Annotated in this window: 12 protein-coding genes; 6 read left to right on the forward strand and 6 right to left on the reverse strand. The window is 65.0% G+C overall.

The genetic code is table 11. The annotated features are described in order from the left end of the window. Nucleotides 1-17 precede the first annotated feature (17 nt). The 3 genes from EN818_RS09235 to EN818_RS09245 all read left to right on the forward strand — a co-directional run bounded on the left by EN818_RS09235 (nucleotide 18) and on the right by EN818_RS09245 (nucleotide 5,085). Nucleotides 18-1,490: a HAMP domain-containing sensor histidine kinase gene (locus EN818_RS09235; RefSeq protein ID WP_095805684.1), complete on the forward strand. Its 1,473-nt coding sequence runs from the start codon at nucleotides 18-20 to the stop codon at nucleotides 1,488-1,490. Beyond that, a complete protein-coding gene (locus EN818_RS09240) occupies nucleotides 1,490-4,456 on the forward strand; it encodes a bifunctional [glutamine synthetase] adenylyltransferase/[glutamine synthetase]-adenylyl-L-tyrosine phosphorylase (RefSeq protein ID WP_176478365.1) in 2,967 nt (988 codons plus the stop codon). The genes EN818_RS09235 and EN818_RS09240 overlap by 1 nt, the downstream gene beginning before the upstream one ends. 155 nt (nucleotides 4,457-4,611) lie before the next feature. After that, the gene (locus EN818_RS09245) at nucleotides 4,612-5,085 is read left to right on the forward strand and encodes a hypothetical protein (RefSeq protein WP_095805685.1); all 474 of its coding nucleotides are present in this window, start codon (nucleotides 4,612-4,614) and stop codon (nucleotides 5,083-5,085) included. Nucleotides 5,086-5,228: 143 nt separating this feature from the next. On the opposite strand, the gene EN818_RS09250 is transcribed toward EN818_RS09245, so the two are convergent. Then, a complete protein-coding gene (locus tag EN818_RS09250; protein ID WP_095805686.1) occupies nucleotides 5,229-7,550 on the reverse strand; it encodes a PAS domain-containing sensor histidine kinase in 2,322 nt (773 codons plus the stop codon). 305 nt (nucleotides 7,551-7,855) lie between these two features. Further along, nucleotides 7,856-10,501 carry an aminopeptidase N gene (gene pepN / locus EN818_RS09255; protein ID WP_095805687.1) on the reverse strand — a complete coding sequence of 882 codons (2,646 nt, stop codon included), beginning with the start codon at nucleotides 10,499-10,501 and terminating at the stop codon, nucleotides 7,856-7,858. Nucleotides 10,502-10,654: 153 nt separating this feature from the next. Here pepN and EN818_RS09260 point away from each other — a divergent pair, with 153 nt between their 5' ends. Further along, nucleotides 10,655-11,602, forward strand: coding sequence for a DMT family transporter (locus EN818_RS09260; RefSeq protein ID WP_095805688.1), 948 nt, complete (start codon nucleotides 10,655-10,657; stop codon nucleotides 11,600-11,602). A 121-nt stretch (nucleotides 11,603-11,723) separates the two neighbouring features. Here the strand turns inward: EN818_RS09260 and EN818_RS09265 are convergent, their stop codons facing one another. Both EN818_RS09265 and EN818_RS09270 read right to left on the reverse strand, forming a co-directional pair. Next, nucleotides 11,724-12,653 carry a uracil-DNA glycosylase gene (locus EN818_RS09265; protein WP_176478356.1) on the reverse strand — a complete coding sequence of 310 codons (930 nt, stop codon included), beginning with the start codon at nucleotides 12,651-12,653 and terminating at the stop codon, nucleotides 11,724-11,726. Between the two features lie 49 nt (nucleotides 12,654-12,702). Further along, nucleotides 12,703-13,341 carry a hypothetical protein gene (locus EN818_RS09270; protein WP_095805689.1) on the reverse strand — a complete coding sequence of 213 codons (639 nt, stop codon included), beginning with the start codon at nucleotides 13,339-13,341 and terminating at the stop codon, nucleotides 12,703-12,705. A gap of 250 nt (nucleotides 13,342-13,591) precedes the next feature. On the opposite strand from EN818_RS09270, the gene EN818_RS09275 reads away from it, so the two are divergent. Together EN818_RS09275 and EN818_RS09280 are read left to right on the forward strand one after the other, a co-directional pair. Further along, entirely contained in the window at nucleotides 13,592-15,271 is a 1,680-nt protein-coding gene (locus EN818_RS09275; RefSeq protein ID WP_095805690.1) for an electron transfer flavoprotein-ubiquinone oxidoreductase, read from the forward strand. A 122-nt stretch (nucleotides 15,272-15,393) separates the two neighbouring features. Further along, nucleotides 15,394-15,993: a DUF922 domain-containing protein gene (locus EN818_RS09280; protein ID WP_095805691.1), complete on the forward strand. Its 600-nt coding sequence runs from the start codon at nucleotides 15,394-15,396 to the stop codon at nucleotides 15,991-15,993. Between the two features lie 55 nt (nucleotides 15,994-16,048). On the opposite strand, the gene EN818_RS09285 is transcribed toward EN818_RS09280, so the two are convergent. Both EN818_RS09285 and EN818_RS09290 read right to left on the reverse strand, forming a co-directional pair. Then, nucleotides 16,049-17,068 (reverse strand): endonuclease/exonuclease/phosphatase family protein, encoded by a 1,020-nt coding sequence (locus EN818_RS09285; protein ID WP_245420326.1) that lies wholly within the window; start codon nucleotides 17,066-17,068, stop codon nucleotides 16,049-16,051. 97 nt (nucleotides 17,069-17,165) lie between these two features. Then, nucleotides 17,166-18,626 (reverse strand): AMP nucleosidase, encoded by a 1,461-nt coding sequence (locus EN818_RS09290; protein WP_245420327.1) that lies wholly within the window; start codon nucleotides 18,624-18,626, stop codon nucleotides 17,166-17,168. Nucleotides 18,627-18,743: the final 117 nt, after the last annotated feature.

Consider the following 18,743-nt stretch of genomic DNA (forward strand, 5'->3'; position numbering starts at 1 on the left):
GCGCTTTAGAGAGCAAGATGGCCCTTTCCCTGCCGGCCATCATGAAGACGACGGCAGCCCGGCTTTCGGCGCTTTTTTTCCTGCTGTTCGCGCTCTGCGCCGTGCTGCTGGTCTTCTACATGACGTCGCTCTCGGCCCGCATGTTGACCGCCCAGACCCAGGACACCATCAACGACGAGATGGTGGGTCTCGCCCGCGCCTACCAGCGCGGCGGCCTGCCAGTGCTGGTGCGCGTGGTCGAGGCCCGCTCGCGCCAGCCGGGCGCCAACCTCTACCTGATCGCCGACCCCAACGGCCAGATTCTGACCGGCAATGTCCAGAGCCTGCAGCCGGGGGTCATCGAGACGGAAGGCTGGACGAAGGAGCCTTTTTCCTACCACCGCTTCGGCGAGGGCGAGCTCGACCGGCTGCGCAGCGGCGCCTCCGAGCAGGCCCCGCCACAGATCGGCGAGAAGGAGGCGCAGCCCGAGGGCGAGCAAGGCCATAACGCCATCGCTTTCGTGCTGCGGCTGCCCAACCAGATGATCATCCTGGTCGGCCGCGATCTCGGCGAGCCCGAGCGCTTCCGCGCCGTCATCCGGCGCTCCCTGATGCTGGCGCTAGGCATGATGGGTTTGGGCGGACTGCTGATCTGGTTCTTTGTCGGGCGCGCCGCGCTCAACCGCATCGACAGCGTCTCCGAAGCGAGCCGCCGCATCATGGGCGGCGACCTGTCGGGACGGCTGCCGGTCACGGGTGCCGGCGACGAGTTCGACCGCCTGTCGGAAAACCTCAACACGATGCTGGCCAGGATCGCGACACTGAACGAGGGACTGAAGCAGGTTTCCGACAACATCGCCCATGATCTGAAGACGCCGCTGACCCGGCTGCGCAACCGCGCCGAGGCGACGCTTGCCGGCAAGCACAAGACGACCGACTACCGGCAGGCGCTGGAAAGCACGATCGCCGAATCCGATCAGCTGATAAAGACCTTCAATGCCATCCTGATGATCTCGCGGCTGGAATCTGGCTATTCCTCCGAGACCACCACTCCGGTTGATCTCGCCGCCACCGTGAGCGACGTGGTCGAGCTCTACGAGCCGGTGGCGGAGGAGGCCGGGGTGGTTCTGGAGGCGCTCGTGCCGGAACCGCTGATGATCGACGGCAACCGCGAGCTGATCGGCCAGGCGCTGTCGAACATCGTCGACAACGCGATCAAATACTCGGCCGACGCAACCGAGCCGAAAGTGCGCGTGACGCTGGAGCGGGCCGTCGGCGAGATCAGGCTCGCCGTTACCGACAACGGCCACGGCATTCCCGACGACGCCGACCGTGCGCGCGCCACCGAACGCTTCGTGCGGCTGGAAAAGAGCCGCTCGCAGCCGGGCTCGGGACTCGGCCTCAGCCTCGCCAAGGCGATCATGACTTTCCACAACGGCAGGCTTGATCTTCTGCCTGCCAATCCCGGATTGTCCGTGGTCATGAGTTTTCCCGCGCGGGAGACGCAATGATGGCGGCGAGGATGGCGAAGAAACAAGTCGAAGGCGAGTTGCAACTTCGTCCTACACTGGCGCTTCGACCGCTGGACGAGGCTCGCGCCCGGCGCGAACTGTCCGAGATCGCCGACGCAGCCGGGGAGGCGGGCTTGTCCCGGCTGGCGGCGCTGCTCGCCGGCGAGGGGCGGCTGCAGCGCTTGCTTGCCGCTGTCTTCGACCTGTCGCCCTTCCTGCGCGACATGGCGCACCGCCGGCCGGCCATTCTGGACACGCTGTTCGACCAGCCGGTTGAGGCGCGGCTCAAGGCGATCGGCGAGGCGATCGGCCGCGCGGCGCAAGCCGAGTCGGTTTCCGAATCGAGCCTGATGATGGAGCTTCGGCAATGGAAGGCGGAGGCGCATTTCCTGACCGCGCTTGCCGATCTCAGCGGCGAGGCCGAAACGGCGCTTACCGTGCGCCGCCTCAGCGACCTAGCCGATGCCTGCACCCGCGCCGCCATCGACTTCCTGCTGCGCGATGCGCACGAGCAGGGCAAGATCAAGCTGCCCGATCCCACGAACCCGGCGCGGCAATCGGGCTGGATCGTGCTCGGCATGGGCAAGCTCGGCGCGCATGAGCTCAATTTCTCGTCCGACATCGACCTCGTCGTCTTCTTCGATCCTGACGCAGCGGCCATCATCGATCCCCTCGACGCGACGGAACTGTTTGCGCGCCTCACCCGACGCCTTGTTCGCATCCTGCAGGATCGCACCGAGCACGGCTATGTCTTCCGCACCGACCTGAGGCTTCGCCCCGATCCCGGCTCGACGCCGCTGGCGATCCCGGTCGAGGCGGCACTGCATTACTACGAAGCACGTGGCCAGAACTGGGAGCGCGCCGCCATGATCAAGGCGCGCCCGGTTGCCGGAGACCTCGCCGCGGGTGCCGCCTTCCTCAAGGAATTGCAGCCCTATGTCTGGCGCAAATACATGGACTATGCGGCAATCGCCGACGTCCATTCGATCAAGCGCCAGATCCATGCTCACAAAGGTCATGGCGAGATCGCGGTGAAGGGCCACAACGTCAAGCTCGGCCGCGGTGGCATTCGCGAGATTGAGTTTTTCGTCCAGACGCAGCAGCTCATTGCCGGCGGCCGCTTCCCGGAACTGCGCGGCCGCGAGACGGTGCCGATGCTCGGCCAACTTGCCGCGCGCGGCTGGATCACCGCCGAGGCGCGCGATGCGCTCACTCGCCAGTACTGGTTTCTGCGCCGGGTCGAGCACGCTATCCAGATGGTGGCCGACGAGCAGACGCATGTTCTGCCCGACGAGGACGAGGAGCTGGAGCGCATTGCGCTCATGCTGGGCTTTGCCGGCGAGGCGGAGTTTGCCGACGCCTTTCGGACTGCGCTGCAGCAGGTCGAGCGCCATTATGCGGCGCTCTTCGAGACCGCGCCGGAATTGTCGGCCGGGGTCGGCAATCTCGTCTTCACCGGCGACGTCGACGATCCCGATACGCTGCAGAGCTTGCATCGCCTCGGCTTCCAGCGCCCGAGCGACATCTGCCGCGTCATTCGCGGCTGGCATTTCGGCCGCTACCGCGTCACCCATTCGGCGGAAGCGCGCGAGCGGCTGACGGAGCTGACGCCGGCGCTGCTGAAAGCCTTCGGCCAGACCCGCCGCGCCGACGAGGCGCTGGTCCGCTTCGACGAGTTCCTCGCCGGCCTGCCGGCCGGCATCCAGCTCTTCTCGCTTTTGCAGTCGAACCCGGCCCTGCTCAAGCTGATGGCGACCATCATGGGCGCGGCGCCACGGCTCGCCGCCATCATCACGCGCCGCCCGCATGTGTTCGACGGTCTTCTCGACCCGGCGCTGCTGACCGAGTTGCCGAACCGCGCCTATCTTTCTGCGCGGCTCGCCGCCTTCATCGAGGGCGACCGCGTCTATGAGGACGTGCTCGACCGTCTTCGCATCTTCGCCTCCGAGCAGAAGTTCCTGATCGGTGTCAGGCTGCTCGCCGGCTCGATCGATCCGGCGCGCGCAGGCCGCGCCTTCTCCGATCTTGCCGACCTTACCATCGAAGCCGCGCTCAACGCAGTGACGACGGAGTTCGCGCTGCGCCACGGCTTGATTGCCGGCGGCAGGGTGGCGCTGCTCGGCATGGGCAAGCTTGGCAGCCGCGAGCTCACCGCCGGATCCGACGTCGATCTCATCCTGCTCTACGATCACGATCCGGACGCCGAAGAGTCCGACGGCGAGAAGCCGCTCGCGCCCTCGCACTATTACACGCGCATGACGCAGCGCCTGATTGCTGCCGTTTCAGCGCCGACCGCCGAAGGCGTGCTTTACGAGCTCGACCTGCGCCTGCGGCCCTCCGGCAACAAGGGGCCGGTCGCCACCCACATCGACGCCTACAAGAAGTATCAGCGCCAGGACGCCTGGACCTGGGAGCACCTGGCGCTGGCCAGAGCGCGCGCGATCGGTGGCGATGCCGAACTTTGCGCCGAGGTCGAGGGCGACGTGGCCGCGGTGCTTGCCCAGCCGCGCGACGCTGCCAAGGTCAAGGCGGAGGCCTTCGAGATGCGGGCGCTGATCGAGAAGGAAAAGCCGCCGCGCGATCTCTGGGACATCAAGCTCGTTGCGGGCGGTCTCATCGATCTCGAATTCATCGCCCAGGTAGCGGTCATCACCGGCAATGTCGAACCCGGGCGCCGCGTGACGGCGACCGCCGACATATTGGCGCGCCTTGCGCCGCAATTCGCGGCCATCGATGTCCGGCACGAGCTCTGCGAGGCCGATCGGCTGTATACCGCGCTGACCCAGATGATCAGGCTTTGCCTGACCGGCGAGTTCCAGCGCGACGACGTCCCGCCTGGGCTTTCGGACCTGCTTCTGGGAGTCACCGACCTGCCGGACTTCGGCGTGTTGGAGGCGCACCTCAAGGAGACGTCGCGGAAGGTCAGGAAGGATTTCGACCTTCTGCTGCGTACGAAGCCGCCATGATGGAGGGACGAGGTTCGTGAAGAGCATCGGGTCCGCAAGCGGAAGCTGGCTCGCGAAAATCCGATGTTCCCACAAAGAGATAGGACGGCTGCCTGAATCAAAATGAAAGGTTGCCGTCCTGGCATCGGGGGTGACGATGCAACAGGAGAAGACCAATGAGAAAGTCCATCAAACTTGCCCTTGCCTTCGTAGCGCTGGCCGGTGCTGTCGGCACCACCGCCTATGCCGAGAACGCCGGCGGCGACCGCATGCGTGAGCGCATGATGATGCGCCTCGACAAGGCGATGAGGGATTCCAATGGCACGATAACCTTCGATCAGTTTTCGAACGCCATGGATTCGCGGCTGAAAAAGCTTGTTGCCGAGAATGGCGGCAAGCTCACCGTCGCCCAACTGGCGGACGCGCTGGAGAAGGCACGCTACGAGCGCATGGCCCGTCGCATCATCGAACGCTACGACAGCAAGGGCGACGGCACGCTGACCGCGGACGACATCACCGGCCGCGAGAAGAAAATGTTCACCCTGCTCGACAAGAACAACGACGGCAAGATCCAGAAGGGCGAACTGCCCAAGATGGGCCGCTTCGGCCACCACCCCCAATGGGGTGGCGGTGATGACAGCATGCAGTGATCTGACGGCTTGGTTCCGGCGTCCTGACCGTCGCCGGAACTGCTCGCCTGTCTATTCGTCCGTTGAACCCGGCGTAGCGCGCGGCGCGTATGCGCTTCTAGGATGCGGTCGCGCAGAGACCGCCTCATGCCGGCTCCTCAACCTCAAGCCGCCGCCTTCACCGACGGCGGCGACTTCTTCAGCGGGATGCGCACCGATACGATGGTACCGGCGCCTTCGGTCGAGCGGATCTTCAGCGCGCCGCCCTGCAACTCTGCGAGCGAGCGCGAGATGGCGAGGCCGAGGCCGGAGCCGGTGTGGTTCTTGGAGAACTGGTTCTGCACCTGCTCGAAGGGGCGGCCGAGCTTGCCCAGTGCGGCCTTCGGAATGCCGCAGCCATTGTCTTCGATGGTGAGTACCAGCGCCCCCGACGCATTGCGCGCGCGGACCGTGATGCGGCCGCCCTGGCCGGTGAACTTTACCGCGTTGGACAGAAGGTTGATGGCGATCTGCTTGATCGCGCGGCGGTCGGCATAGAGCCGCATGGAGTCGGCGATGCGCGTATCCACCGTGATTGCCTTTTCCGCCGCCTGCAGCGAGATGACCCGCACAGTCTCCTTGATCAGCGGGCAGAGGTCGATCTCCTCGCGGTCCAGCGAGAACTGGCCGGCCTCGATCTTGGACATGTCGAGTATGTCGTTGATGACACCGAGCAGGTATTTGCCGCTGCCGTTGATGTCGCTGGCATATTCCTCGTAGCGCGGCGAGCCGAGCGGCCCGAAGAGACGCTGCTCCATCAGCTCGGAAAAGCCGATGATGGCGTTGAGCGGGGTGCGCAGCTCGTGCGACATGTTGGCAAGGAATTCGGACTTCGCTCGGTTGGCGGCCTCGGCGCGCTCGGTCTCCTTCATGTATTTGCGGTTGAGCTCGACCAGTTCCTTGGCGCGCTCCTCCTCGGCCCGGCGGGCGAGGCTGAGATCGTGGATCGTCGCCATCAAGCGGCGTTCGCTGTCGACCAGCTTTTCCTGATGCAGCTTGATCTGCGTGATGTCGGAGCCGACCGACACGATGCCGCCATCCCTTGTCCTGAGCTCGTTGACCTGCAGCCAGCGCCCGTCGGATAGCTGGCGCTCGAGAGTCACGCCGCCATGCGGGCCGTTGGCATTGGCCAGCCGGCGCTCGGAGGCAAAGGCGAGCATGCGCTCCTCCAGCACGGCGCGGGCGGCGCCCGGCAGGACGTCACGATCCGACAGACCGTTGTCCTGTTGGAACTTGGAGTTGCACATGATCAGCCGCTCGGCCGCATCCCACAGCACGAAGGACTCGTTGATGTTCTCGATCGCCGTCCTCAGCCTCATGTCGGCCGCCTCCGATCGCAGCGCCAGATGGCGCTGCTCGGTGACGTCCACGGCAATGCCGATCAGCTGGATCTCCGGCGCCTCAGGGTCGATCACTTGCGCCCGCGCGCGCATCCACACCCACTGGCCGTCGGCATGGCGCATGCGGAACACCTGGTCGATATGGTCGATCTCGCGTTCGACGATGCGGTTGGCGAGCTCGAACAGATCGCCGTCTTCCGGGTGGATGATCTCGTCGACCTCGCCGAAGGACAGCATGGAGTCACAGGGCTCGTAACCAAGCATGTCGTACATCGAGCGCGACCAGTACATCTTGCCGCGCACCATGTCCCAGTCCCACAGCCCGCAACGGCCGCGTACCAGCGCCATGTCGATGCGTTGATGCGCCTCGAGATAGATGCGGTCGGCGGCCTGGGCGCGCGCCGCCTGGCCGAAATAGGCATAGAGGATGATGATCAGCACGCCGGCCGTCAGCACGAACAGCGTGACGTTGAGCGACACCGTCTTGCGCCAGCTGTCGAAGACGGCCTCCTTCGGCACCAGCACCGCCGCGGCGTTCTTGCGGCTGCCGGAGAGGCTCACCGCCGCGAACCAGTCCTGACCGCCAATGCTGACATTCATGACGCCGGCACGGTTGCCGAACATGAACAGCGGCTGCCCGCCGAGCACGAGGCTGTCGAGCGAGCGCCCCTGCCAGCCTGTCGACAGGGGCGACACGGCGATGATCTTGAAGGCGTCGTCGGTGATGGCCAGCACATGGCTGCGGCCCATGGCGCCCTGGCGGCTGGTGCTTTCGAGGAGATCCATGGCCGTGGCGGCGGCGGCGCTCGGGTCGGCGGTGATCGCATGGGCCATCTGGTCCGCAGCCAAAGCCAGCACCGCCTTGGCGTTGCGCGCAACGTCGTCGCGCTCGTTCATCAGCGACAGGACGCGAAGCGCCGCGATGACGACGAGGAAGATGATGATCAGTGCCGGGATCAGGCGGCGCAGCAACGGCTCGGCCGCCAGCAGCCGCTGGTAGGCCGGTTCGGCGATGAGACGCGTGTTGCCGGCCAGCCCGTCGCGCCTCGCCTCGCGACGCGCAAAAACCTTCCCGCCGGGCGCGCCCCACGCGTCCGTCTTGGCCATAAATGGCACTCCCCGATTTGCCGCATACTTGACGATCCGGCTACGCCGCACGTCCGAATCGTCATTAAAGAATCAAAGGTGATTCGCCTTGTCCAGAGGCGCGGCCAAAAAAGATTAAAAGTTGATTGAAATTGCGACTTTTCCTTCTCGCCTTGTGGGAGAAGGTGCCCGAGCAAAGCTCGGTCGGATGAGGGGTTCCAGGAAACACCGACGCCTCATTCCGTCCAACACCCCTCACGGTCTCGGCGCTGCGCGCCGATCCACCTTCTCCCACAAAGGGCCCACAACGGGAGAAGGAGAGGGCGTTACGCCAGCGTCCGCTCCACGATGTCCCGCAAGTCGGCCGACAGCTTCTCGGCCTTCGCCATCGTCAGCAGCGCCTGCCGCGCCTGGTCCTGCCGTCCGGGCTCCAGCGAGCGCCAGGACCGCAGCGCCGTCGCCAGCCTTGCGGCCACTTGCGGATTGCGTTTCTCGACCTCGAGCACGATCTCGGCGAAGAGCCGATAGCCTTCGCCGTCGGCGCGGTGGAAGCCGGTCTGGTTGGCGCTGGAGAAGGTGCCTATCAGTGCGCGCACCCGGTTCGGATTGGCGATCGAGAAAGCCGGATGCTGCATCAGCATGCGCATCTTGTTGACTGTCTCTGCGCCGGGGACGCCGGCCTGGATCTGGAACCATTTGTCGAGCACCAGCGCATCGCCGCGATACTTGGTTTCGAAGCTCGCCAGCGCTTCCTGCGCTTGCGGCGAGCCGGCATGGCGATGCGCCAGCACGGTGAGCGCCGCGGCGCGGTCGGTCATATTGGTTGCCGTGCCGAAATGGGCGGCGGCAAGCGCCGCGCCCTCGGGCAGCAGCGAAAGATAATCGAGCAGGATGTTGCGCAATGCCCTGCGGCCCGCGCTCGCCGCGTCGGGGCTGAACGGTCCGTCGTCGGCGAGGCTATCGTAGAGCGCGGAGAAGGTCTCGCGGTTTGCCTTGGCGATGGTGCGGGCCAGCGCCTCTCGGGCGACGAAGATCGCGTCGGGCTCGATGCCCTTGCCGATGTCGCGGGCAATGTCGGCCTCGCCGGGAAGCGATAGCGCCAGCGCGCGATAGGCAGGCTCCAAGGTCTCGTCGCCGGCGATCCTGCCGGCAAGTTCGGCGAGCCGCGCCGCGAATGCCGGCTCCTTGCCGCCCAGCACCTGGCGGAAGGCCGCGATCAGGGCGTCGGTGAGCAGCGTGTTGAACGCCTGCCAGCGCGAGAAGGCGTCGCTGTCATGGGCGGCGAGGAAGAACTGGTCGTCCGGCTTCTGCTGCACCGAGAGCGTGATCGGCGCCGAGAAGCCGCGGTTGAGCGATAGAGACGGCCGTTCCACCACGCCCGAGAAGCGCAAGGTGTGCCGCCGCTTGCGGACATGGATGATACCGTCCTCGACGACCGCACCGTCGGCGCCTTGCCAGGCGACGGGCTTGCCACCAGCGCCGACAAGGCCGAAGGCGAGCGGGATATGCATCAGCCGCTTGCGGCTCTCCGATGGTGTCGGCGGCACCGACTGTTCGATCTCCAGCGTGAACGCCTTGGCGCTGGCGTCATAGGAGGAACTCACCGTCAGGTTCGGTGTACCGGCCTGATGGTACCAGAGCGCGAATTGCGCGAGGTCGCGGCCGGAAACGTCCTCGAACACTTTGAGGAAATCCTCGATCGTCGCCGCTTCGCCGTCATGACGCTCGAAATAGAGATCCATGCCGGCGCGGAAGGCCTCAGGCCCGAGAATGGCGCGGATCATGCGCACCACCTCTGAGCCTTTCTCGTAGACCGTCGCCGTGTAGAAGTTGTTGATCTCGCGGTAGCGGCGCGGCCTGACAGGATGCGCCAGCGGCCCCTGATCTTCGGGGAATTGATGCGCGCGCAGCGTGCGCACCTCGGCGATGCGCTTGACCGCCCGGGAGCGCTGGTCAGCCGAGAATTCGTGGTCGCGGTAGACGGTCAAGCCCTCCTTCAGGCAGAGCTGGAACCAGTCGCGGCAAGTGATTCTGTTGCCAGTCCAATTATGGAAATACTCATGCGCGATGATCGCCTCGATATTGGCGAAGTCGGCATCCGTCGCGGTCTCCTCATCGGCCAGCACATATTTGTCATTGAAGATGTTGAGACCCTTGTTCTCCATCGCGCCCATGTTGAAGTCGGAGACGGCGACGATGTTGAAGACGTCGAGGTCGTACTCGCGGCCGAAGACTTCCTCGTCCCATCTCATCGAGCGCTTCAGCGCGTCCATCGCGTATCCTGCCAGCCGCTCCTTGCCGGGCTCGACATAGATGCCGAGCTCGACCTTGCGACCCGACAGCGTTGTGAAGCTGTCCTCCACTTTGCCGAGCGCGCCGGCCACCAGCGCGAAGAGATAGCAGGGTTTCGGAAAGGGGTCGTGCCAGACAGCGTAATGCCGGCCTCCGTCAAGCGCACCGCTTTCGACCGGATTGCCGTTGGAGAGCAGCAGCGGCGCCTCGTTCTGCGGGGCCTCGATGCGCACCGTGTAGACGGAGAGGATGTCGGGCCGGTCGAGGAAGTAGGTGATGCGCCGAAAACCCTCGGCCTCGCATTGCGTGCAATAGACGTTGTTGGAGCGATAGAGGCCCATCAGCGCTTCGTTGCGCGCCGGCGCCACCTCAGTCTCGAGCCGAAGCTCGAAGCGTTGTGCCGAGGGCGGCTTCGCAATCGTCAATTGGTCTGGCGTCGACGCATAGTCCGAAGGTGCAAGCGCACGCCCGTCGATGGATAGGCCGAGCAGCGTCAGCCCGTCGCCGTCGAGCACCAGCGGCGCGGTGTCCGCGACGCCTGCGCGCCGCTCGATGGTCAGCATGGCAGTGACGCGGGTCGCATCTGGAGACAGGCAAAAATCGAGAGTGGTCCGCGGAATGAGGTAATCGCTGGGGCGATAGTCTTCGAGCCTGAAGACATGGCCGGTATCGGTGCGCATTCCGGTGCTTTTCCTGTCGATTTCGGGCGGACAGCGGGCGTTGCTGGTCCAAGAATTTCAGCGTGGGCGCTCTTTACACGAAACGGTCACTCGACAAAACTGCGCCGGGGTCTATTTCTGGGCTTCGTTTTCCGACCATCGTCACGAGGCAGGATGACCGTCGATCACGCCGGCAATCACAGCACGCTGCGAGGCATCGCGCTGAAGATCGTCTCGGTGGCGGTGTTCGTCGGCATGCAGACCTGCATCAAGTCGGCCGGCGACGTGCCTGCCGGGCAAATCGTGTTCTTCCGCTCCTTCTTCGCCATCTTCCCGATCATCGCCTTCCTGGCGTTCAGGGGACATTTGGCCACGGCATTCGCCACGAAACGGCCTTTCAACCACATCGCGCGCGGCCTCGTCGGCGTCGGCGCCATGGGGCTTGGCTTCTTCGCGCTCACCAGGCTGCCGCTGCCGGAGGCGATCACGCTGAACTATGCCCAGCCGCTGCTGGTGGTCGTGTTCTCCTCCGTCTTCCTCGGCGAGGCGATCCGCGTCTATCGCTGGAGCGCTGTCGCCGTCGGCCTTGTCGGCGTGCTCATCATCTCCTGGCCTGAACTGACGCTGCTGGGCTCCGACACAGCGCTCGACGACCAGGAAGTGCTGGGCGTGATGGCGGCATTGATCGCTGCCGCGATCTCGGCCGTCGCCATGCTTCTGGTGCGCAACCTCGTGCAGACCGAGAAGACGGCGACCATCGTGCTGTGGTTCTCGTCGACCGCAAGTGTGCTCTCGTTGCTCACCATTCCGCTCGGCTGGCAGGTGCTGACCCCGGTCCAGGCAGCGCTGCTTGTCATGGCGGGTTTCTGCGGCGGGCTCGGCCAGATCCTGATGACTGCCGCCTACCGCCATGCCGAGGCTTCCGTCGTGGCGCCGTTCGAATACACGTCGATGATTCTGGGCGTCGTCGTCGGCTATTTCGTCTTCGGCGACGTGACATTGCTGAACACCCTGATCGGCGGCGCGATCGTGGTCGCCGCCGGCATCTTCATCATCTGGCGCGAGCGGCAGCTCGGCCTGGAACGCACACGCACGAGAAGAGCCACGCCGCCGCAGGGTTAAGCGTGGGAGTTTACGGCCGCGCTCGTTCGCCAGCCGCACCAGCACTGCGCGCGTCTGCTCGTCGGCCGGAAAGAACTGGCTCATGCGCTGGCGCGTGCGCCATCCCCACGCGAGGGGGAGATCAGCTAATCGCCAGCCCCCGCAGCTTCGCCTTCACCTCGAGAAAATCCCGCCAGGCGAGCTTCTTGTGCGCCGGCGTCCTCAGCAGATAGGCCGGGTGCAGCGTCGGCATGGCGGGAATGGCAATGCCGGAGGCGGTTGTATGAACGCGCCAGTTGCCGCGCAGGCGCAGGATGCCGTCCGTGGTGTTGAGCAGCGTCTTTGCCGAAGGTCCGCCGAGATTGACCAGCACCTTTGGATTGACCAGCTCGATCTGCCTTTCGATGAACGGTCGGCAGATCTCGGTCTCGTGCGGTGTCGGTGTGCGGTTGCCCGGCGGCCGCCAGGGAATGACGTTGGCGATGTAGGCGGAGTTGCGGTCGAGGCCGATCGCAGCCAGCATGCGGTCGAGCAGCTGGCCGGACCGGCCGACGAAGGGCAAACCTTCGAGATCCTCGTCGCGGCCCGGCGCCTCGCCGACCAGCATCAGGTCGGCGTTCGGATTGCCGTCCGCGAAAACCAGGTTCTTGGCGGTGAACTTGAGGTTGCAGCCGTCGAAAGCCGCCATGTGCCGGCGCAACTCGTCGAGGCTCGAAGCATTCGCCGCCAGCTGTCTTGCGAGCAGCACCTGCCCTTCGTCGGGCACGGCGGCAGTGGCGGCCAGGGGGCGAGCAGGCGCATCCGGCACCCGGCTCGCGTCGAGCCTGGGTGGCGGCGCCGGCTGCTCCGGCGGCCGGCCCGCGTCGGGGGCCGCATCGGACACCTGTGTTGCCTGGGACCTGCTTTCCCGGACGGGCGCGGTTGGAGCCGGTGCCCGCTCGGCCTGCTTCGGCCGCGCCTCCGCGAACCGGTTGATGGGCGCGTCTTCCAGCGCCTCGTCGGCGCCGGCGCTGGCGTAGAAGGCGAGCAGTTCGGCTATGTCGATCGGGTTGCTGGGGGAGGCGGAAGTCATGGGCGCCACCATCGTCCGCGCCGCGCCGATTTGCAACCTCGTCGACACTCTACCCGGTCGGTATGCGAGGGTCCTGCACCAGATAGAACGTCCAGCGAGGCGTGTAGTCGGTGACCAGGAATTCGAAGCTCGCCGTCTTCAGCGGATCGACCTTGCCGTTCTTGAACAGGAGCCGGTCGTAGGGTTCGAACTGGCGGTCGAAATCGGCGAAGTTGCTTGAAACGATATTGTCGGGCCGCTTGTTGCGCTGGTCGAACGAAAGCCCGTCGCCGAACACGCTCGGCTGATCCAGTATCTCCTGCAGTTCGAACTGGAACTCGACCCAGGCCTGGGCGCTGTTGTTCAGCACCTCGATGCGCATGTACATCACCCCATTGGCGAAGTCGCCCGCCCTGCCGAAGGCCTCGATCGGCCTCGTCGCGCGGATGGTCAGCGTGACAGGCGTCGCCGAGTTCAATTCCTCGGTGATGATCAGGGGGTCGTCCTTGGTGCCGGTGCCCGAAGCGCCGGTGATGCGGAAGCCGCCAAGCTCGTCGGAAAAGGAGTAGGCGCCGGTCGCCCATACTTTCTGCTGATCGGCCTGTGCCGGGGCAATTGATAAGAGAAGCGGAAGAACCGCGCGGCAAACCACGCTGGGCGTGAAGAGAAAGCGCTTCGATGAAAAGCCGGATGGCTCGGGAGTGCGCATGAGACCAAGTATTGCCGATAAGCAAGCCGCCGAACAATTAAAAACGTCCGCCAGGCAGTTCCCCTTGCAACCGAACCGGCATGGCCGATGCTTTCCTTGCGGTCCGCGAAAGGCCTCCGGCGGGCGAGTCCGCGACTTTTTGTCGAAATCGGCATTGTCACATCAGCGCCGGTTTCGCGTCGCGAATTGATGCGCTATGCAGCACAGGAGCCAGCAAGATGCCCGGCAAAGGCAAGCCAGTGAGGGGTCGATGAGCGATATCGAACGCGAGAGCATGGAATTCGACGTGGTGATCGTCGGCGCCGGTCCCGCCGGCCTTGCCGCCGCGATCCGCCTGAAGCAGGTCAACCCCGAGCTTTCCGTCGTCGTGCTGGAGAAGGGCGGCGAGGTCGGCGCCCACATCCTGTCCGGCGCCGTCGTCGATCCGATCGGCATCGACCGCCTGCTGCCGGGCTGGCGCGAGGAGGAAGGCCATCCCTTCAAGACGCCGGTGACCGACGATCATTTCCTGGTGCTCGGTCCCGCCGGCTCCTTCCGCCTGCCCAACTTTCTGATGCCGCCACTGATGAACAATCACGGCAACTACATCGTCTCGCTCGGCAATGTCTGCCGCTGGCTGGCGGCCAAGGCGGAGGCGCTCGGCGTCGAGATCTATCCGGGATTTGCCGCGGCGAGCCTGGTCTACAACGACGCCGGTGCGGTGACCGGCGTCATCACCGGCGACATGGGCGTCGAGAAGGACGGCACGCATGGTCCGGCCTATGCGCCGGGCATGGCGCTGATGGGCAAATATGTGCTGATCGGCGAAGGCGCGCGCGGCTCTTTAGCCAAGCAGCTGATCGCGAAATACAAGCTTGCCGACGGCCGCGAGCCGGCCAAGTTCGGCATCGGCCTCAAGGAACTGTGGCAGGTCAAGCCTGAGAACCACAAGCCGGGTCTGGTGCAGCATTCCTTCGGCTGGCCGCTCGACATGAAGACCGGCGGCGGCTCCTTCCTCTACCATCTCGAAGACAACCAGGTGGCCGTCGGCTTCGTTGTCCACCTGAATTACAAGAACCCCTATCTGTCGCCCTTCGAGGAGTTCCAGCGCTTCAAGACGCATCCGGCGATCAAAGGCACCTTCGAAGGCGCCAAGCGGATCGGCTACGGCGCCCGCGCCATCACCGAGGGCGGCTGGCAGTCGGTGCCGAAGCTTTCTTTCCCGGGCGGCGTCCTGATGGGCTGTGCCGCCGGCTTCGTCAACGTGCCGCGCATCAAGGGCTCGCACAATGCGGTGCTCTCCGGCATGCTGGCCGCCGAGCATGTCGCCGAAGCGATTGCCGCCGGCCGCGCCAATGACGAGCTCGCCGCCTATGAAGCAGCCTGGCGCGGCAGCGATATCGGCAAGGACTTGAAGAAAGTGCGCAACGTCAAGCCGCTGTGGTCGCGCTTCGGCACCATCGTCGGTGTCGGTCTTGGCGGGCTGGACATGTGGCTGAACACGCTGTTCGGCTTTTCGCCGTTCGGCACGCTGAAGCATGGCAAGGCGGATTCCGCGACGCTCGAGCCTGCCTCGAAGCACAGCACGATCGTCTATCCGAAGGCGGATGGGGTCTTGACCTTCGACCGGCTGTCCTCGGTGTTCCTGTCCAACACCAACCATGAGGAAAACGAGCCCGTGCACCTCATCGTCGGCGACATGGGCTTGCAGCAGCGCTCCGAACACGATGTGTTTGCCGGTCCCTCGACCCGCTACTGCCCGGCCGGCGTCTACGAATGGGTGGACAAGGACGGCAACGCCGCCGCCGATCCGTCCGCCAAGGACGTTCGCTTCGTCATCAACGCGCAGAACTGCGTGCACTGCAAGACCTGCGACATCAAGGATCCGAACCAGAACATCAACTGGGTGCCGCCGCAGGGCGGCGAAGGCCCGGTCTACCAAGGCATGTAGCTGCGCGCCGGGGCGGACCGTCTCGACAGCCGCCCAATGGGAAGCCGGCGAAGGCACGGTCGCGTTAAAGCGTTGAAATGGGCAGCGGGCTGTGGTTCCCTTCTCCAGATGGAGAAGCGGCCATGCGCGTGGTAGTTTTCGCAATTCTGGTTGCGATCGGCGCGCTATGCGGCAGCGCCGCCGTCGCCGCGGCCGACACCAAGCTGCTGATGAAGACGCGAACATACAACATCACCGGCGCGACCGGTCCTGCTCTCGTTGAGGCGATGGATCGCAACGGTCCCAAGCACGGCTTCATGACGCGCGCCATTGCGGATACGAGCTATACGGTGAGATGGCACCTCAGCACGAGCCGGACCGATGGCGTCTGTCGTCTGCGGCAAGTCGACGGCGTGCTCGACCTGACCTACACCTATCCGCGTCTGGCATCGCCGGCCGCTCCCGCGCTCGAGCGCCGCTGGAAGCGGTTCTTCGCAGGCGTTCGCGCGCATGAGGAGACGCATGGCCGCATAGCCAGGCGCATGATGGCGGCCACCGCCAGATCGATCCGGAACCTCGAACGGGCCGATAATTGGTTCTGCACCGGCACGCGTCGTGAAGCGCGGCGCCGGATCAATGCCTTCTATGCCGAATATGAGGCGAAGCAGAACGCCTTCGACGCACGCGAGCACCGTGACGGCGGCCATGTCGAGCACCTGGTTGATGCTCTGATCAAGCCTTAGCGCTGCAACGCAGAGACTTGATGCAAGGCTGGAGACCCGCGGTTTCGCGAGCTCGCTACGGAGCGAGCGCGGCAAGCGCGGTTTTGTGCGCGTCCTCGCGATGCTCGTCGTCCGGGCGCAGCGAGAACTCTACCAATACCGGCAGATGGTCCGAGCCGGCACCTTCCAGCCGCGTCGACGAGTGGATCGTCACCCGGCCCTTGCTGAACACCTGGTCGATGGGCAAGCCGGTGAAACGGCGCAGGAAGTCGGGCAGTTTTCTGTGAATCCAGGTCGGTCCGGCAGACGGCATGATGGTCAGCCCGCCGATCGCGGCGACGCGGCTTACCGCCGCGCTCCAGGGCGCGGCGTTGCAGTCGCCGGCCATGATCGCGCTCTCGCCGAGAGCGGCAAGGGGTGCCGACAATTCGCCGATCTGCCAATACTGCTCGCGGGGCCAGGGCCAGCTGAGATGGATCGCGGCGACGTCGACGGCGGTGCCGCCGAAATCGATGGTGGCCGTCGCCATCGCGCCGCGCGGCTCGCAATGCGGCGCGCTGTCGGCCGCGAACGGCCGCCGCGAGAGCAGCGCGACGCCGAAGATGCCGTTCGGATAGGCGCAAAGGATGCGATAGGGATAGGCGCTGGCGATGTAGCCGAGTTGCGTCGCCCACATGCCCGACACCTCGTCGAGCGTGATCACGTCGGGATTGGTGCGGCCGATCAGCGACAGCACCTTCTTGGGCGTCGGATTGTCGAAGCGCAAGTTCATCTGCAGCAGGCGGTAGACGATCCGGTCGCTCGGCTTGGCGACAGCCTGCTGCGGCCACAGCCTGGGCAGCGCGTTCGTCGTCGTGGCGAAAGAGGCAATGGCGAAGAGCAGCACTGCCGCCGCCTGCAGCCGGTACGACCCGGCCAGCAGCGACAACGCAAGCACCGCGCTCAAGACGCTCAGATGAATGCGGAAATGCGAGAAGGAATCGAATGCCGGGTGCAGCGTGCCGAAGAACCCGGCCAGCAGCGCGGCCGAGAGGGCCATCATTGCCAGGAACAGAACCCCAGCCGTCATGTTCGAGCGCGCGCCGCCTGTTGTCATCGAATTCGTGGTCTGTCGAATGCCGCTGGCATTTGATCGGCCTGCTTATCGGCCAAATTGCGGCCCCAACAAGACCGCGAGGTCCTGTCGAACTTTCCTACTGGAAAGCGGTCTCAGAAAAACTTCTGAGCTTGCGCGAGTGCAGCCGGTCCATCGGCATCTCGGCCAGTTTCTCCATCGCCCTGATGCCGATGGTGAGATGCTGCGCCACCTGCCGCTTGTAGAATTCGCTCGCCATCCCCGGCAGCTTCAACTCGCCATGCAGCGGCTTGTCCGAGACGCAAAGCAGCGTGCCGTAGGGCACGCGGAAGCGAAAGCCGTTGGCGGCGATCGTTGCCGATTCCATGTCGAGCGCGATCGCACGCGACTGCGACAGGCGCTGCACCGGCCCGCGCTGGTCGCGCAGTTCCCAATTGCGGTTGTCGATGGTGGCGACGGTGCCGGTGCGCATGATGCGCTTGAGATCGTAGCCGGAAAGGCCCGTGACTTCGGCGACCGCCTCCTGCAGCGCCACCTGGATTTCTGCCAGCGGCGGGATCGGCACCCAGACCGGCAGGTCGTCGTCGAGCACATGGTCCTCGCGCACATAGGCATGGGCCAGCACATAGTCGCCCAGTGCCTGCGTGTTGCGCAGGCCGGCGCAATGGCCGAGCATCACCCAGGCGTGCGGGCGAAGCACGGCGATATGGTCGGTGATGGTCTTGGCATTGGAAGGGCCGACGCCGATATTGACCATGCTGATGCCGCCATGGCCGGGCTTCTTCAAATGATAGGCTGGCATCTGCGGCAGCCGCGGAGGCGGCGTGCCTTCGCTCGGCATGCCGGCGCCCGCCTTGGTCACCACATTGCCCGGCTCGATGAATTCGCTGTAGCCGCCACCGCCCTTCTCCATCAGTTCGCGGGCGCGTGCGACGAATTCGTCGATGTAGAATTGGTAGTTGGTGAACAGGACGAAGTTCTGGAAGTGCTGCGGGCTGGTCGCCGTGTAGTGGGACATGCGATGCAGCGAATAGTCGATGCGCTGCGCCGTGAACGGCGCCAGCGGCCTTGGTTCGCCGAACGCCACCTCGAAGGTGCCGTTGGCGATCTGGTCGTCGGTGCCGTCGAGATCCGGCACGTCGAACAGGTCGCGGATCGGCCGCTTTATGCGCTCGGCCGCGGTGCCGTCGACATAGGTTCCTTCGAGGAAGGCGAAATGCAGCGGGATCGGCGTGGTCGATTCCGAGACGGTCACCGGCACGCCGTGATTGCGCATAATGAGGCGAAGCTGTTCGATGAGATAGTTTTCGAACAGCTGCGGCTGGGTGATGGTGGTGGCGAAGTGTCCGGGCGTCGGCATGTGACCATAGGCCTGGCGTGAGTCGATCTGGGTGAACGAGCTCGTGGTGACGCCGATCTGCGGATAGAAGGCGCGGTAGCGCCTGCTCTCGTCGCCGCCTGCGGCAAGCGCTGCGAAGGACTCGCGCAGGAACTTGGTGTTGCGGTCATAAAGCGCCTGCAGCGCCGCTACGGCCTTTTTGGCGTCGTGGAAATCCTGCCTGCCGAAGGGCTCAGGCATCACGACCGATTCGATGGCTTGGGGATAGATTCGCTTTTCCATGGCCCAATATAGGGATTTGGCGAAGCGCTTGGGAGGGGGAGGCCGGCGCGAAGCTCGGCCATGGCCCATTTTTCT

The organism is Mesorhizobium sp. M3A.F.Ca.ET.175.01.1.1 (assembly GCF_004791945.1).
Classification (GTDB): Bacteria; Pseudomonadota; Alphaproteobacteria; order Rhizobiales; family Rhizobiaceae; genus Mesorhizobium.

Bases quoted from the DNA above. Each gene is read 5' to 3' on its own strand.
- pepN (WP_095805687.1), bottom strand. From the start codon at position 10,501: ATGCGCACCGATACCGGCCATGTCTTCAGGCTCGAAGACTATCGCCCC.
- EN818_RS09265 (WP_176478356.1), bottom strand. From the start codon at position 12,653: ATGACTTCCGCCTCCCCCAGCAACCCGATCGACATAGCCGAACTGCTC.
- EN818_RS09235 (WP_095805684.1), top strand. From the start codon at position 18: ATGGCCCTTTCCCTGCCGGCCATCATGAAGACGACGGCAGCCCGGCTT.
- EN818_RS09290 (WP_245420327.1), bottom strand. From the start codon at position 18,626: ATGCCTGAGCCCTTCGGCAGGCAGGATTTCCACGACGCCAAAAAGGCC.
- EN818_RS09285 (WP_245420326.1), bottom strand. From the start codon at position 17,068: ATGACAACAGGCGGCGCGCGCTCGAACATGACGGCTGGGGTTCTGTTC.
- EN818_RS09280 (WP_095805691.1), top strand. From the start codon at position 15,394: ATGCGCGTGGTAGTTTTCGCAATTCTGGTTGCGATCGGCGCGCTATGC.
- EN818_RS09270 (WP_095805689.1), bottom strand. From the start codon at position 13,341: ATGCGCACTCCCGAGCCATCCGGCTTTTCATCGAAGCGCTTTCTCTTC.
- EN818_RS09260 (WP_095805688.1), top strand. From the start codon at position 10,655: ATGACCGTCGATCACGCCGGCAATCACAGCACGCTGCGAGGCATCGCG.
- EN818_RS09245 (WP_095805685.1), top strand. From the start codon at position 4,612: ATGAGAAAGTCCATCAAACTTGCCCTTGCCTTCGTAGCGCTGGCCGGT.
- EN818_RS09275 (WP_095805690.1), top strand. From the start codon at position 13,592: ATGAGCGATATCGAACGCGAGAGCATGGAATTCGACGTGGTGATCGTC.
- EN818_RS09250 (WP_095805686.1), bottom strand. From the start codon at position 7,550: ATGGCCAAGACGGACGCGTGGGGCGCGCCCGGCGGGAAGGTTTTTGCG.
- EN818_RS09240 (WP_176478365.1), top strand. From the start codon at position 1,490: ATGGCGGCGAGGATGGCGAAGAAACAAGTCGAAGGCGAGTTGCAACTT.